The 16,191-nt window shown below is 45.7% G+C and carries 11 protein-coding genes; 2 read left to right on the top strand and 9 right to left on the bottom strand.

All coding sequences use genetic code 11. The features are described 5' to 3' along the window. Positions 1-96: 96 nt before the first annotated feature. Together ACO0KZ_RS12725 and ACO0KZ_RS12720 are read left to right on the top strand one after the other, a co-directional pair. Positions 97-2,256, top strand: a complete 2,160-nt coding sequence (locus ACO0KZ_RS12725; protein ID WP_422995711.1) for an AsmA family protein — start codon at positions 97-99, stop codon at positions 2,254-2,256. Positions 2,257-2,802: 546 nt separating this feature from the next. Then, a complete protein-coding gene (locus ACO0KZ_RS12720; RefSeq protein WP_422995709.1) occupies positions 2,803-5,823 on the top strand; it encodes a TonB-dependent receptor in 3,021 nt (1,006 codons plus the stop codon). A gap of 119 nt (positions 5,824-5,942) precedes the next feature. Here ACO0KZ_RS12720 and ACO0KZ_RS12715 read toward each other — a convergent pair whose 3' ends face one another. From ACO0KZ_RS12715 to ACO0KZ_RS12675, 9 genes are all read right to left on the bottom strand, one after another. Beyond that, positions 5,943-6,362 carry an NUDIX domain-containing protein gene (locus tag ACO0KZ_RS12715; RefSeq protein WP_422995707.1) on the bottom strand — a complete coding sequence of 140 codons (420 nt, stop codon included), beginning with the start codon at positions 6,360-6,362 and terminating at the stop codon, positions 5,943-5,945. 47 nt (positions 6,363-6,409) lie between these two features. After that, positions 6,410-7,279 carry an ATP-binding protein gene (locus ACO0KZ_RS12710; protein ID WP_422995705.1) on the bottom strand — a complete coding sequence of 290 codons (870 nt, stop codon included), beginning with the start codon at positions 7,277-7,279 and terminating at the stop codon, positions 6,410-6,412. A 106-nt stretch (positions 7,280-7,385) separates the two neighbouring features. Then, positions 7,386-8,624, bottom strand: a complete 1,239-nt coding sequence (argJ, locus tag ACO0KZ_RS12705; protein ID WP_422995703.1) for a bifunctional glutamate N-acetyltransferase/amino-acid acetyltransferase ArgJ — start codon at positions 8,622-8,624, stop codon at positions 7,386-7,388. Between the two features lie 535 nt (positions 8,625-9,159). Continuing rightward, positions 9,160-9,495, bottom strand: coding sequence for a hypothetical protein (locus ACO0KZ_RS12700; protein WP_422995701.1), 336 nt, complete (start codon positions 9,493-9,495; stop codon positions 9,160-9,162). 93 nt (positions 9,496-9,588) lie between these two features. Further along, positions 9,589-9,888, bottom strand: coding sequence for a hypothetical protein (locus ACO0KZ_RS12695; RefSeq protein ID WP_422995699.1), 300 nt, complete (start codon positions 9,886-9,888; stop codon positions 9,589-9,591). A gap of 560 nt (positions 9,889-10,448) precedes the next feature. Beyond that, the gene (locus ACO0KZ_RS12690; protein ID WP_422995697.1) at positions 10,449-10,907 is read right to left on the bottom strand and encodes a hypothetical protein; all 459 of its coding nucleotides are present in this window, start codon (positions 10,905-10,907) and stop codon (positions 10,449-10,451) included. A 95-nt stretch (positions 10,908-11,002) separates the two neighbouring features. After that, positions 11,003-11,275 (bottom strand): hypothetical protein, encoded by a 273-nt coding sequence (locus ACO0KZ_RS12685; RefSeq protein WP_422995695.1) that lies wholly within the window; start codon positions 11,273-11,275, stop codon positions 11,003-11,005. Between the two features lie 349 nt (positions 11,276-11,624). Further along, on the bottom strand, positions 11,625-14,711 hold the full coding sequence (locus ACO0KZ_RS12680; protein ID WP_422995693.1) for an efflux RND transporter permease subunit: 3,087 nt from the start codon (positions 14,709-14,711) through the stop codon (positions 11,625-11,627). Next, entirely contained in the window at positions 14,708-16,015 is a 1,308-nt protein-coding gene (locus tag ACO0KZ_RS12675; RefSeq protein ID WP_422995691.1) for an efflux RND transporter periplasmic adaptor subunit, read from the bottom strand. The genes ACO0KZ_RS12680 and ACO0KZ_RS12675 overlap by 4 nt, the downstream gene beginning before the upstream one ends. Positions 16,016-16,191: the final 176 nt, after the last annotated feature.

Genomic DNA, 16,191 nt, shown 5'->3' with positions numbered 1-16,191 from the left:
TTTAGCTTGAGTCCAACACATTTAACAATTGGCATTTCTGATAGTGTTATGATCACAGCACTGTGATCTACTCTGCTTTTTTATCAGGAAAACGCCATGAATAAGCCACTCAAAATTCTTGTTATTGCCCTATCAGCTATCGTAGTGATAATCGGCCTGGGCATAGCCTATCTGAGTTTTGTGTTCGACCCGAATCAGTTCAAATCGCAATTGATAGAATTGGTCAAAGAGAAAAAGCACCGGACACTTGTCATCGATGGCAATATTCAACTCAATTTTTTTCCTAAGCTTGGTGTAAGTCTGGAAAAGATTCGCCTCTCTGAATTTGAATCGCCGACACAGTTTGCCAATCTGGACAAGGCTCAAGTCTCGCTGGCATTGATGCCGCTCTTTCAAAAACAAATCGTAGTGGATAAAGTCTCCCTACTTGGTTTGCAGCTGCGTTATCAACGCGATGCCCAAGGCAAATCGAACATTGATGATTTGCTGGAGAAAGACACATCTAACGATCAAGCGAAAACTGAATCTAATGGCAGTAAGCAAATGCGCTTCGACATCGAGGATGTCGATATCGCCAACTCACAATTTGAAATTGACGATCAAAAAGCGGCGTTAAAAGGCAGCATCAAAAACTTAAACCTGAGTACAGGAAGAATCGGTGATAAGAAGAAAACACCCGTCAAGTTCAGCGCAGCGTTTAACTTTCAGCAGCCAAAAGCAGAAGCCAAAATCGATTTGAACACGCAGCTCAGTTTTGACATGTCACAAAAAATTCTAGACCTGCAAGATTTCAAAACACAGATCACAGGCAAGCTGGGCAACGATACGCTAGACGTACTCCTGGAAACCGCAGCCTTGAGCTGGCAAGCAGAGCAAGGCAAAAGCGAGCAAATCAAACTCAATGCAAAACTGAAAGGCGCGCAAGAGTTAAGCGCCAATATTGTATTGAACAAATTAGCGCTCCAAGAAAAGCAACTGAATATCGCTGAAATACAAATGCAGGCAGAGAGCAAACAAGGCGGCGTGTCCAAGCAGTTAGAATTGAAATCGCCCGTCTCTATGGATCTAAACGCACAGTTATTGAAACTGGCGCAGTTAGCCATACAAATCAAAATCAACGATCCTAAACTAGCGCAAACCGCGATTACCATCCCAATCACAGGCCATGCTTCCGTCAATTTGAAGGAGAAAAATCTAGACAGTGCGTTGGATGCAAAATTTGATGAGACACAATTGCATACGTCATTGCAGGTACAAAATTTTTCTGCGTCTGCAATCAATTTCAAAGTCGATATCGACAAACTCAATTTGGATCGCTATGTAAAAGCATCAGCTGAGCCTACGAAGGCAACTGAGAGCAAGGAAGAAGACTTGAATCTAGCTGGACTCAAAGCACTCAATGTAAATGGCGTCATACGCATAGGCGCACTACAAGTCAAAAACCTGCATATCAATCAAGTCAATCTACCCATCAAGGCCGCACAAGGCGAGATCAGCATGAATGGCTTGCAAGCGCAACTGTATCAAGGCGAAGTCGCAGGCAACATCCGCTTTGATGTGGATGGTAACCGCTTGCAGATACAGCAAGAATTGAGCAACATTCAGATCAATCCACTGCTGATGGATTTTATGAACAAAGATATTGTTGAAGGTCGCGGTACATTACATGTACAGATTAGTACGCATGCAAAACGCGCATCCCAATTCAAAGAAAACCTCAACGGCACGATCAGCACACAGTTACTTGATGGCGCAGTCAAAGGCATTAATCTGGCCAAGTCCTTGCGGGATTTTAAAGCCAAGATTTTGAACAAAACAGATCAGCAACAAAGCGCCAACAAAAATGAGAAAACCGATTTCTCTGCCCTAGCTGCCTCGATCAATTTTGTCGACGGTGTGGGCAACAGCGATGATCTGGATATGAAGTCGCCGTTCTTACGAGTTGGTGGCAAAGGCAAAGTTGATCTACGCGCCAACAACCTCGACTACACAGCCAAAGTCACCGTCGTCAATACCGCAACCGGTCAAGACGGTGCAGACTTATCACAACTCAAAGACATCAGTATCCCGGTGCGCATCAGCGGTCCATTCGACAAACTCGGCTACCAAATCCAATTTGCCCAAATCGGTAGTGATGCCTTGAAATCAGCATTCAAAGCAAAAGCGGCACCCGTATTGGAAGAAAAGAAAAAAGAACTGAAGGAAAAAGTGAATGAGCAGTTGAAAGACAAGTTGAAGGGGCTGTTCAGTAAGTAAGACTTACTCACTATTACTATAAATTTCCGTGATGAGTCACCAAAAAACTATCCTTAGGAGAATGCAGATTTGAAACTTTCTGAAAGTTTTAATTCATTCTCCCATAATTACAACAAGAAAAACTTAATGATGATCTATTTTTTCTAAATGAAAATAGAGATTTTTAAGCTCTTTTCACTATATAAAAAGTTTTGCTAAAAAATTCAAATTGCTTCAAATTTTTACCGCTCAATTTAGTATGTTCATCTACTTTTTTGATATTCGTTAATTTCATTTAATGTCTTTTAAGTTCTATTAAAAATATAGAAATTGCTCGCTTCAACTACATTGAGTCAAGTAAGTTTGATAGTTCGCTACGACAACAAGGTGCTAGCAAGGGCTATGTTTAGCGTCACTGCTAAACATTACAGAAATGTAGCAAAAGCTGTTTTCATACTTTAGGATATATTTAAAATATTCTTTCTTCGTTAAGATTTAGCGCGTGCATATTAAAAATAAGTCTCTTTAATTTGCACGTTTCTATTTCCAATAACAAGAAAGTGTCCAATGAAAACAAACTTATTTAAAAGCAAGCACTTACAACGATCTGCTATATCGATTGCGATTAGTTTTTGTTTTAGCTCCGCGGTACTAGCACAAAGTTCTGAAGGTTCAATTTTTGGTCGTGCACCAGCGAAATCACAGATTTCCATCACGAATCTTGATACGGGTGCAAAACGCCATATTCAGGCGGAATCAGATGGCAGCTATACTTTTCCGAAACTGCAACCAGGTCGCTATCAAGTCAATTCTGGGTCTATCACAAAAGAAGTCCTGGTCTCGACTGGTACTGGTACCGAAATTAGCCTCAATGACAGTGCGACCGTCGTCGTAACTGGTTCGCGCACGCGTTCACCGATTGACATGAGTAGCACAGAAAATAATTCTGTCTTCACCGCCGCTGAAATTCAGGCTATGCCTGTTGCACGTAACACGACTGCAGTAGCGATGCTGACACCAGGTACGGTGCAAGGTTCTGCCGGCCTCGGCAACCTAGCCTCCATCGGTGGCGCCTCTGTCGCCGAAAATGCTTATTACATCAATGGTTTTGATGTTACCAACATCCGCAATTTCGTCTCCTACATCAATTTGCCATTTGAAGCGATTGCCGAGCAACAAGTGAAAACGGGCGGTTACGGCGCGCAATATGGTCGTTCACTCGGCGGTGTGATTTCTATGACGACAAAGAGTGGGACAAATACTTGGAAAGGTGGCGTATCGACCTATTACAATCCTGAATCGTTTTTAAAAGCCAAACCAAAGAATATCGTCGATCAAGAGCTGTATGGCACAAATAAAGTACCGACTCGCTATATCAGCTTTGGTCGTGAGAATTTAAGCAAGACCATAACAAACAATGCATACCTCGGTGGCCCGATTATTAAAGACAAATTGTTTATCTTTGGCTTGTTTTCAAACAGCATTAACAACTCAGAAAGCTTTGGCAGGACTACTAATAGCAAAGATCATAGCCAAAGCCCTAGCGGCGTTATAAAGATCGATTTTCTGCCGACGGCAGATCATCGTTTTGAAATGACTGCGCTTTCAAATAAGCCGACCAACTATACGAACATCTATACTAATCCAACCGATCAAGACTACTCCTTAACGCATAATGGGGCACCTGATTTTCAAACTTTCGAATCAAGCTCTAAGGCCTTGATGGGTAAGTACACAGGCTATATTACAGATAATTTCAATATTTCTGCGCAAGTTGGAAAAGTTGAAACCTTGAATTCTATACGTACCAATAAAAACCAAAAAGGTCGCGATTGCCCTTGGGTTCTAGATTGGCAGTTGAACCCTTTAGGTTGCTATGACCCAAACAACAATGGCTCAGAGCGCGACCCCAAAGCACCACCTGATGGCGACTTGCGCAAATCCGCACGTTTAGATCTCGAATATACTTGGGGTTCCCATACGATTCGCGGCGGCTACGATGCACAAAAATTTACCACATCACAAGCGGGTAGCGTGCAATCAAGCGGCGGCATTTACTACCGTTACTACAGAAGTACCGATGGCTCTGTCAACAACGTACCAAATGTTGTTAAGCCAGGTGAAGAATTTGTTCGCGTGCGTCTGGCCGCAAGTGGCTCCGGAGTCTATGACGTCATCAACGTCGCGAAATTTGTAGAAGATAGCTGGAAAGTCAGCCCTGATATTTTGGTGAATACTGGCCTGCGCTGGGAATCCTTCGACAATCAAACTAATGGCGGCAAGAGCTTTGTTAAAGCAGACAATTTGCTAGCGCCACGTATCGGTGCTGCGTGGAACGTATTTGGCGATGGCAACACCAAAGTATTTGGTAATATCGGTCGCTACTTCATTCCTGTGGCCTCCAACACCAATGTGCGCGCGACACGCTACGAATATAACAATCAGCGCTTCTATACCTTTACAGGAAAAGATCCAAGAACAGCTGCACCGATCACACTCGGGCCTGAAGTTGGATTCGCACAGTTAACGGGTAGTACAGTTGAGCCTAACCCTGGCACAGTAGCGGATACCAAACTTAAACCGATGTCGCAAAATGAATTCATCATTGGTATCCAACAATCGATCTCCAAAGACCTTGCAGTCGGTATTAAATTTGACCATCGCAAAGTTACCGATGGGATGGATGACTTCTGCGGCACCACAGGCATTGGTCAATTCATGAAGGAAAAGGGCTATACAAAATTCAATCCAAATACCTTGGCAACCTGCGTGTTGATGAATCCTGGTCGTGATCTCAACCTGAATATTGACGTCGCAAACAATGGTGTATTAGTACCTGTCACTATACCAAACAGCTATATCCGTCTGGCGAAATATGAACGTACTTACAATGACATGCAATTGACATTGGATCGACCATTTGACGGCAAGTGGGGCTTATCAGGCTCTTACACTTATTCTCGTAGCAGAGGCTCATCTGAGGGTTATGTTTCATCCAATAATGATCAGATAGATGCAGGCGTTACTTCAGAATTTGATTTCGCCTCACTCACGGATGGCATTTATGGTCCAACACCCAATGAACGTACGCATTCATTCAAGGCGTTTGGTACCTATGTGTTCAATGATGCGTTTTCTATGGGGTTCAACGCGAGTTTAGTCTCCGGCAGACCTATCACGTGTTTGGGTAATGTACCAACCACGGTTTGGGATTACCTCGGTGCGGGCGGCACAACCAAAGGCGGATCTGGTAGCTATGGCTCGGGTTACTACTGCTTGAATGGTCAGTTCGATGCGAAGGGCGTTGCGCAAAGTTCTCTGATTCCACGCGGCTCTCTAGGCAACTTGTCCTGGACTAAGACCTTTGATATCAGCGGTAGTTATAAGTTGAAATTAGAGCGCGGTATGTTAACCTTCTCAGCAAGTATCTTTAATCTGTTTAACTTCCAAACAGCACAAACAATTAATGAGTACAAGGATTACAGCCAGTCGACTCAAGCCGCAGGGCGCATCAACAAAAACTACGGCTTGCCAACTAGCTACCAAAGTCCTCGTTCAGCGCGCCTCTCTGCACGTTACGAGTTTTAATCGTATCGACATTTTTATGCAAAGAAAAATGTTCTACGCTTAAAGTTTAGATGAAAGAAAAAGGACTTATTCACGTCGGTAAATAAGTCCTTTTTTGCATGTAATCGTCGCTAAAAAATTCAATTCTCAAAATGCTCAACGACTTCTTTTCTTACTTCATTTAAACTTATCAACAAAGGGATAGTCGCCGGCAACAAAGGTTCAACCGCCACCGTTCCCTGCCAGGCAAACGCCTGCCCTTCTAAGCTTTGCGGTTCGCCTGACCATTCGCGTGAAATGTAAAAATGTAAGCGTACATGGGCATGCGGGTAGATATGCTCAACCCCGCACCACGGCTCTGCGCTGATGATTTGTACGCCTAGCTCTTCCATGAATTCGCGTTTGAGCGCATCCAAAATAGCTTCGCCTTCTTCGACTTTGCCACCCGGGAATTCCCAATAGCCAGCATACGGTTTTCCTTCTGGCCGCTGTCCTAGCAAGACATCGCCATTGGCTTTCATCAAAATGCCGACGGCGACATTGACGGGGCTTGCGCTCATGATTTTATGTCTCTAAAGATGGGAGGAAGGAAGAAAAGGGGAGAAATTTAGTTATTACGACCAGCATAATCACGTGCAAATTGCCACGCCACGCGACCTGAACGCGAACCGCGTTGTAGAGCCCAGCGCAAAGCGTCGGCACGAGCTGCGCTGATCTGTTCTGGCGTACAGGAATAGCTCGCTAACCAGTGCGCGACAATATCAAGATAATCGTCTTGTTTGAAAGGATAAAACGAGACCCACAGGCCGAAGCGTTCGGATAATGAGATTTTTTCTTCTACCGTCTCACCCGGATGTAAATCGCCATCGTCATCGTCATCGTGGATATAACTCGCGTTATCCGACATGCGCTCTGGCATTAAGTGGCGACGATTAGAAGTCGCATAAATCAAGACATTCTCAGATTGAGCGGCGATGCTGCCATCTAAAGCGACTTTCAATGCTTTGTAACCCGCCTCACCTTCTTCAAACGACAGGTCGTCGCAGAAGAGAATAAATTTTTCAGGTCGGTCCGCGATCAGATCGATGATGTCGGGCAGATCCGTCATGTCGGCTTTGTCTATCTCAATCAAACGCAAACCCTGATCCGCGAATTGGTTTAAGCATGCTTTAATTAAGGACGATTTACCTGTGCCACGAGCACCGGTTAGCAACACGTTATTAGCTGGCTTGCCCTGCACAAATTGCAAAGTATTTTGCTCAATTGCTTGCTTTTGAGGGGCTATGTGTTGCAGGTCATTGAGCGTTAAAGCGCTGCGATGTTTAACGATTTGCAAATACCCTTGACCACCGCGCTTACGCCAACGCATCGCGGTAGCCAGACGCCAATCAGGTGTTGGCATCGATGGTGGTAACAAGCTCTCTAGCCGGTTCAAAAGGGTTTCTGCGCGGCTTAAGAATTGATCGAGTTGTGTCATGGGATTGGCGGCTTTTCTTAAACTTTATTAGGCGACATCATGCCGCTATACATCGCCTATAGCGGCATCTTACTTAAATTTAGGTACCTGAATTTGGATACCAGTATTAAGAACGATAATCAGCGTTGATCGACACATACTCGTGTGAGAGATCACAAGTCCACACAGTCGTGCGAGCTATGCCACGTGCCAGTTTTACGCGGATCGTGATTTCACTTTGCTTCATCACACGCTGACCGTCGGCCTCTTGATAATCGGGATTACGTCCACCGTTTTTGGCGACCCAGACATCATCAAGGTAGAGATTTAATTTACCGACTTCCAGGTCGTTGACGCCGGCGTAACCAATCGCCGCCAAGATACGTCCCAGATTAGGATCAGAGGCAAAGAACGCTGTTTTGACCAAAGGCGAATGCGCGATGGAGTAAGCAATCTTACGACACTCTTCCACGTCACGACCTTCCTCAACGACGACGCTAATAAATTTAGTCGCACCTTCACCATCACGGATAATCATGTGCGCCAGTTTCTGCGACAAAGCAATCACCGCATCCGCTAAGGCCTTGTATTCTGGCGTATCTAGTTCATTGATTTCCAATGCCGAGGTACCGGTCGCGATCAACATGAAGGAGTCATTGGTCGACGTATCGCCATCTATCGTAATGCTATTAAATGATTGATCGGCCGCTTGTTTGACCAAATGATCGAGCACAGTCTGCGATACTTTCGCATCCATTGCCAAGTAACCGAGCATGGTTGCCATATTCGGCTTGATCATGCCAGCGCCCTTGCTAATACCCGTCATCGTGACAGGTATCCCATTAATCACCACAACACTAGACGCCGCTTTTGGCTGAGTATCGGTGGTCATGATGGCTTCTGCCGCCGCTAACCAATTGTCTTCTTTCAGACTAGCAATCGCCGCAGGCATACCCGCGATCAAACGATCCACTGGTAACTGTTCCAAAATCACGCCCGTCGAAAATGGCAAAATTTGAGCAGCCTCGCAGCCCAGATATTCTGCCAAGGCCGCGCAAGTTGCGTTGGCAGCAGCCAAGCCTGCATCACCTGTGCCAGCATTTGCATTACCCGTGTTGACCACCAAAGCACGAATAGGATCAAGTGCCATATGCGGGCTTTCCAGATGCGCTTTACAGACTTGTACTGGCGCGGCACAAAAACGATTGGTCGTGAAGACACCTGCCACCGTTGCGCTAGGTGCAAGTTTCATCACCAAGACATCTTTACGATTGGCTTTACGTATCCCTGCTTGTGCGTAACCCAGCTCGATACCTTTGACAGGTTTCAGATCAGCGGCGAGTGGGATAGGTGAATTAACGGCCATGGTTTGCATCCTAGATAGAAAATTAAGCCGTTATTGTAGGATATTTTTTGAATAATTTTGTTTAGGAAACATAAATTCCTAATAATTCCTAGGATTTGAGGAGGATTGCGACAGATGCGTATTAAAAACACATTAACGATTCAGTTCATAGATATCATCGATTTGCCGCTTGTCCATGTGCAACGGTAGTGATAACTCGAAAAAACTTAGTAGATGAGGAAGGATTAGCGAAACAGATGACAAGCAATGTGGTTTGTGGTGGATAGTGAGCAGGCTACCAAACCACATTAGTGTGACGGCGCGGGCTATCCGACCCTCGTATAAATAAAATCGTAAGTTGGCGCTGCGTCTGCAAAGCCCAACATGCATCGGGACGAATCGAATGTTGGGCTTTGCAGCGCAACCTACGCGCTGAAACTTGGATAGGTGTTGCGGGAGTGTTGAGCATGGGTTTCGTGATGCTTAACGATCAAGGTAAAAGGCGATGCGATTTTGCGGCATCCAGCGACCGAAGGGTGCGGTTTCGACCGCCGTATTAGACCGCACGGGGCAGTGCGAACAAGATGCAGAGACAGACGCCCCAGCCCGCAATAACGAGAATTACCATACCAAGCCAGTGCCACTTGAAACCCTCGCCCTCAACGTCGCGGCCAGAGGCTTTTAGAAAGAGTCGTCGAAGTGCATACAACATCGAGAGTTGAAATCCAGCCAAGAAAAACGTGATACCAAGTGCAGAACGCCATCCGTCTAATGCGGCACTATAAACCGCGAATGCCAACGCAAAAACGAAGAAAAGGGAAACGCACGAAAAGCGAAACCAACTGCTCACCATAAAGCCTGACCATCTAATCGGATCTTGAAACAGACTCATAAAGTCTCCTTTTGCTTTGTGTAACTTGCGGTTTAACTACAGCGTTGACCTGCGCGCTGGCACGTCGGGGGCGAACTACAAGTTAAACATAAGCTACCTGCCATATTGTTCGATAACTTCCTCATATTCGTTGAGCTTTTTAACTATCGATACGTTCTGTCGATATTTTCTTTTAAGCCGTGCAAGCTGTTTATCGGTTCCGGCACATAAATTTTTCATATTCTTATTCAGGAATTGGCGCCTTTCTTCAGCGTAAGGCTCCTCATCGCGAAAATGATCGCAACCATCACGACGGTCAATAAATTTCCGCACATCGGCAGGAAAATTCGCCGCCGCCGAAACCTGCAGCGAAAAAACAGCCGCAAATATGCAAAAGCAAATACGTAGTTTCATGACGCTCAACGTTTTGGTGATCGGAACTGCGCGCAACACGCAATAACCGAAGAGAAAGCGGTTGAAAACATTCTAAACATCGAAACACCAAAATGCGCAGTTTCTGAATCGAGCGTCGTGTTAAACATCATTGCGGTATCTCTACATTTTATTGTAATCCTTTAGACCAAATAGGAAGGTTACCACCATAAAGTAGTTGATAAGTAGAAGCCAAACGACTGGTGCAATGAACATGCCGATTACTCCAAATTCTGCTCCACACTTCTTTGATAAAACAAAACCCCAAGTGCCACCAACGGCGACAGCACCGACGATACTGTAGATGAATACGACAGGTCCGATTGAGGACTGAATAAGGAGCATATACATTGCGCACAATAATATAGGAACTATAAAAGCTCCGAGAGTGATTAGAAACGCAGTACGTATTCTCATTCTTGATGTTTAACGCTGAGCTGATCGGACTTGCGTGCTAGGCAATGTAACCGAAGAGCAAATGATTAAAAAAAATATTGACCGTCGAAGCACCAATACGCGCAGTTTCTGAATCGAGCGTTGTGTTATGCGTACTCATTCTCATCGCACTCAAAAGTTTCGCAGGTAACAATAATTTTTGAGTCAGAAAAGAATTCTATTTCGTGTATAAGTAATCCGGCATCGGTCACCCTCACTTCGTGACAGCTAATATCACCCAAAAAAGTATCTGCATAATTGTATGGGTTTTTATTTCCCGTGACGACATAAGAGACAATTCCTCGGTAGGTCAACACAATATCCCGATCGTGCATTTGCCCTAAGAGGATTAATTCAATAGTCGGATTAGGCTCAAAAGGGCGTTCTCTTTTTCGATTCTCTTTTACGGTTATTGAAGTTAGCCAACTGTCATGCAATGAATGCGGACTGTTGAGTGTATGTCGTTCCATGTCATAAGAAAATTCGAATACACCTTGAGGAAATCGCTCCCTATTTTTTTCAAGATAGTCGCGATACAACTGAAAAGATCTATCTACGTATTCCATTTTTTTCTTTACGCATAACTTTGAATTGAGATGAGCCGCAAGATGCGGCATGTACGAAGGAAAACAATATCACGGCTTCATCCTCGAATGTTGGGTCAGGCGACGCCACTACGGGCAATTCGTTTTTTAAGCGCATACCGCAAAACGTCCCAAGTCTTCATCCTCTCAATCGCCTCCGCATACCCCTGGTCAGCAGCATCCCTTAGAAATGATTCTGCTGTCTCGAAATGAGCCCATGAGAGGCGCCGAACGGCGAGGTCATGATGCAACGTCGTGAGGAACAGCATTGCATCGCAATCACCTGTCATCGCCCTTGGCTCCATTTCCGAGATCATGGTCTCGATCTTCGATTCGAAGGACTCGTTCAATGCGGCTCCTAACTCGATATAGGTGCCATGGTAACGGGCGAAAAAGCAACTTGACGCAAAACACTTTTCATAAAGTCTCTCCAAAGTCTGATGAATACTCACTTTACAGGAAACACCAACGGTTTTGACAATACTAAAATTCTACAAAAAGTGTCATGAACCAATGTGACGATTCTATCAAGCTGACTGTACGAGTCAAGAAAACAATTTATTTTAAAATGATGGCAGCGACGGCAATCTGAATGAACACCATGTGCAAAGAAGAGTTTGAGACTAACAAAAAGAAACAGACTTCAAATCAACACACAGCAAATACAAACCCACCATGTGTTGATCAAAAAATTAAAACCTAAATCGCGTTCCCAACGATAGGACCTTTGCCGCTGTATTTATCCAAAGCCAGATAAATGACCGGCGTGATAAACAGTGTAATCGCTTGAGAGAAGATCAAACCACCGACGACCGCTAAGCCCAGAGGCTGACGTAGTTCAGCGCCAGCGCCTAAGCCTAAAGCAATCGGTAAGGCACCGACCAGCGCCGCTAAGGTCGTCATCATGATTGGACGGAAACGCTCAATACAGGCTTCGCGTATCGCTTCTGGTGGCGACATGCCGCGATGACGTTGCGCATCGAGTGCGAAGTCGATCATCATAATCGCGTTTTTCTTCACGATACCAATTAAGAGCAAGATACCAATGGTCGCGATCAGCGTTAAGTCTTTACCGAATAATTCCAACATCAGCAAGGCTCCAACTGCTGCTGACGGTAAGCCCGCCAAGATCGTAATCGGGTGGATGAAGCTCTCGTACAAAACACCTAGCAAAACATAAATCACCAGCAGTGCCGAAATAATCAAGATCAATTGACCGGACTGAGAATCTTTAAACACGGCCGCATCGCCACCATAGGAGGTGATCACGGACGAAGGCAACTTGATATCGTCCTTGAATTTATCGATCTTATTGGTTGCGTCGCCCAAAGGCATATCAGGTGCCAGATTGAAAGATACCGTGACCGCTTGCAACTGACCTACGTGATTAATCGCTGTAGGGCCGACAGTACGTTTGACGGTGGCAAAGCTAGACATCGGCACCAGACTACCAGTATTGCTACGCACGTAAATCGCACCAATCGCCGCTTCATCTTTCTTGTCTTCGGGACCGACTTCTAGCACCACCGCATAACTATCGACACTGGTGAACAAGGTCGCGATTTGACGCTCACCAAATGCGCTATACAGAGCAGCACGAATCGCGTCGATGCCGACCCCTAAAGAATTAGCGCGATCTCTGTCGATCTCTATCGAGGCTTGCAAACCTTTGAGTTGTGAATCGGTCGTCACATCTTTAAAGCCCGGATCAGAACGCATCTTATCTTGCATCTTAAACGCCCAACTACTCAACTCGCTAGCATCCACACTTTGCATAATGAATTGATACTGACTCTTACTTGGACGTCCACCTAACTGTAAGTTCTGTGTAGGGCGCAAAAATACAGAAATACCCGGCACGGCTTTCAATTTATTGCGTAAGCCTTCGACTACCTCTTTCATAGGCTTACGCTGGTTACGCGGTTTTAAATTGATAAAGCCACGACCCGTATTTTGTGAGCCACCGCCACCGTGGAAAGACGACACCGTTAAGACATTGGGATCTTCGCGCAAAATTTTTGCCACTTTTTCCTGCAAAATCACCATCGCTGGGAAAGAGGTATCTTCCGCCGCTTCGGTAGAAACGTTGATCTGGCCTATATCTTCTTCAGGGAAAAAACCTTTAGGAATCGCGTTGAACATATACGCGGTCGCGATAAACGTCAGTAGAGCCACAAACAGCACTGATTTGCGATGCGCCAATGCCACATCCAGACCACGAGTGTAGGCACGTAAAGAAGCATTAAAGCCGCGTTCAAAACTATTGGTTAATGCACCCATCCATTTTGATGGTGGCAAATGTTCGCTTTCTGCTTTCAAGAAACGACTCGCCAACATCGGTACTAAAGTCAACGAAACAAAGGCGGACACCACAATAGACAAACTAACGACCACCGCGAATTCATGGAAAAGCTGTCCAATCACGCCTGGCATGAAGAAGATAGGAATGAACACCGCAATCAGCGAAGTCGAGATAGAAATAATCGTGAAGCCAACTTCGCGTGAACCTTTGAGTGCTGCCTCAAACGGCGTCTCGCCCATCTCGACGTGGCGGATAATATTCTCCAACATCACGATCGCATCATCGACCACGAGACCCACCGCCAAGGTGATGCCTAGCAAAGAGACGTTATCGAGGGTATAGCCAAAGGCCCATAGCAAGAACACAGCACCCACCAAAGATACTGGCAGCGATAAGGCTGGAATAATCGTTGCAACCATGTGGCGTAAGAACAAGAAGATGACGACGATTACGAGGAAAATCGTCAATAACAAGGTCAGGTTCACGTCATGCAAAGCGTCACGTACCGATACCGATCTATCGTTGGCCAAAGTGATATTGACCGAGCTAGGCAATTGCGCTTTAAAGCCAGGAATCGCCACTTTGATTGCATCAACAACTTTCACCGTATTGGCATCGGTCTGACGCTGTATCGCCAGCATAATCGCGGGTTCGCCGTTGAAATTGCCGACTGATTTTACTGTCTCATAACTGTCTTCCACACTGGCGACATCGCGCAAACGCACGACCTGACCACCTTTATTGCTGATAATGATATTCGCAAATTCTGAGGCGTTTTGTAACTGCTTATTGGCCACAATCGTGAGCGTTTGTTTATCACCATCTAAGGTGCCTACAGGTGCAATTGAATTGGCTGCACGTATGCTCGTAGTGATCTCATCAAAACCAATATTGCGGCTGGCCAATGCACCTGGATCAACCCGAATACGCACCGCGTAACGGCGGATACCAAAAATATTAACTTGTGCGACGCCAGCTAACGTCGATAGATTGGGTGAAATCAGGTGTTCTGCATAATTGGTTAATTCAGCCAGACTCAACGACGGCGAGGTCAAGGCCAAAATCAGCACGGCAGAATCAGCAGGATTGACCTTACGATACGACGGCAACGACGTCATTTCAATTGGCAAAGCACGCTGCGCACGTAACAGAGCGGCCTGCACATCCACAGCAGCGTCATCAACATTACGACTAGCATCGAATTCTAGCGTCAGTGAAGTAGAACCAAGTGTGCTACTAGAACTGATGGTCGCCAAACCCGGGATGGTCGCAAACTGCTTTTCCAAAGGCAGCGCGACTGAGGTCGCCATAGTCTCAGGACTAGCACCAGGCAAACCCGCACCGACGCTAATGACAGGGGTGTTATAACTCGGCAGCGCCGCGATCGGGATCATGCGATATGCCAAAATACCTGCCACCACCACAGAAAGATTCAGCAGTATCGTCATCACCGGACGACGAATAAATAACTCCGATAAATTCATGATGCGCTCGCTGCGGAAGCTGCGGAAGACGTTGGCTTTGGAGCCGAGACTGCAGGTAAACTGGCAGCCGATGGCTCTGAAGCAGTTGCGCCTTCAGCAGATTTCTTCTCGCCGCCCTCACCTTTAGCTTTAGCATCGCCTTTGCCGTTAACCTTGTTGTCCCCTTCGGTACGTTCTTTCACTGGCACTCCCGGACGTAAATTTTGTTTACCTTCCAGTACGACTTTCGTACCTGATTCCAAACCAGTCACGATTGCATCATTTTCAAAACTGTATTGGACTTGGACTTTCTTTTGTTCTGCTTTACCTTCGCCATCGACCACAAAGACACTAACTGCATTCACGCCCATCACCAGCGCATCACGCGGAATCACGATGGCATCTTTTAAAGTAAGTACGCTCAACTCCACATTGGCATATGCGCCAGGCCACAATTTCATCTCTTTGTTATCAAATACCGCTTTAACTTTAACGGTACCTGAAACCGCATCGACCACGTTATCAACGAATTGCAGCTTGCCTTTAAAATTCGTTTTGTTATCGGGCAAACTGGCAAACGCCACGCTGTCGCCACGCTTCATACTATCCAAAGCATCCGACAAATTGCGTTGCGGCAGCGGGAAAGTAATCGCAATCGGGTCCATTTGGGTGATCGTTACCAAGGCCGCACCTGAAGTACTTGGTTGCACTAAAGAGCCTGGGAAGACATTGATCAAACCAGTGCGACCGCTGACTGGTGCAGTAATTTTGCTATAGGCTAAATTGACTTTTACCGCAGCCACTGCCGCTTTAGCACCATCTACCACGGATTGTTGGGCTTGCACTGTGGTTTGTGCAGCATCTACTACGCTTTGAGATTGAAATTTCTTTTCAAATAACTCTTTACTGCGCGCTAGTTGACGCTGATTTTCGGCCAAGCTGGCAAGTTCCTTGTCGAGCTGCGCTTGCGCTTTGGCTAAATTCACGGTATCAGCGCGATTATTTAAAGTGAACAACAAGTCGCCAGCGCGTACAAATTGACCTTCTTTAATATGAACTTTTTCAATCACGCTACTGACTTGCGGACGCACATCAACAATATTCAGGGAAGAAACCACGCCATTCGCACTCAGTTTGACATCGTAATTGCGCTTTTGCGCTAAGACGGTATTGACTGTCACAGGACGGTTCTTATCGCCTTTAGCGCCTATCGTCTGACCCGCCACCAATTCGGTGCTCTCGGTGCCATTTTTTTTCCACAACCAATAGCCACCGCCGGCGACAATAGCCAATGAAAGTGCGAGTACTGTTTTTGTATTTTTCATATTGATTGGATTTTAGATCGAAGCCTATTAGACATTTCCTCTGGAGAAAGTTCTATAAGCTTAGGTAAAAAGAAGCTAATTTGCTGATTTAATATTCAATTAGTGTGCACTTTGCGCTCACCCTGCAAGAAATTGCATCTTAACAAAGAAAAAGCCAGCACTCAGGCTGGCTTGGT

It is taken from the genome of Undibacterium sp. Di24W, assembly GCF_049340325.1.
Taxonomy (GTDB): Bacteria; Pseudomonadota; Gammaproteobacteria; order Burkholderiales; family Burkholderiaceae_D; genus Undibacterium.
Note: the sequence above shows the minus strand (reverse complement) of the source record. Positions and strands in the feature narration are given on the sequence as shown.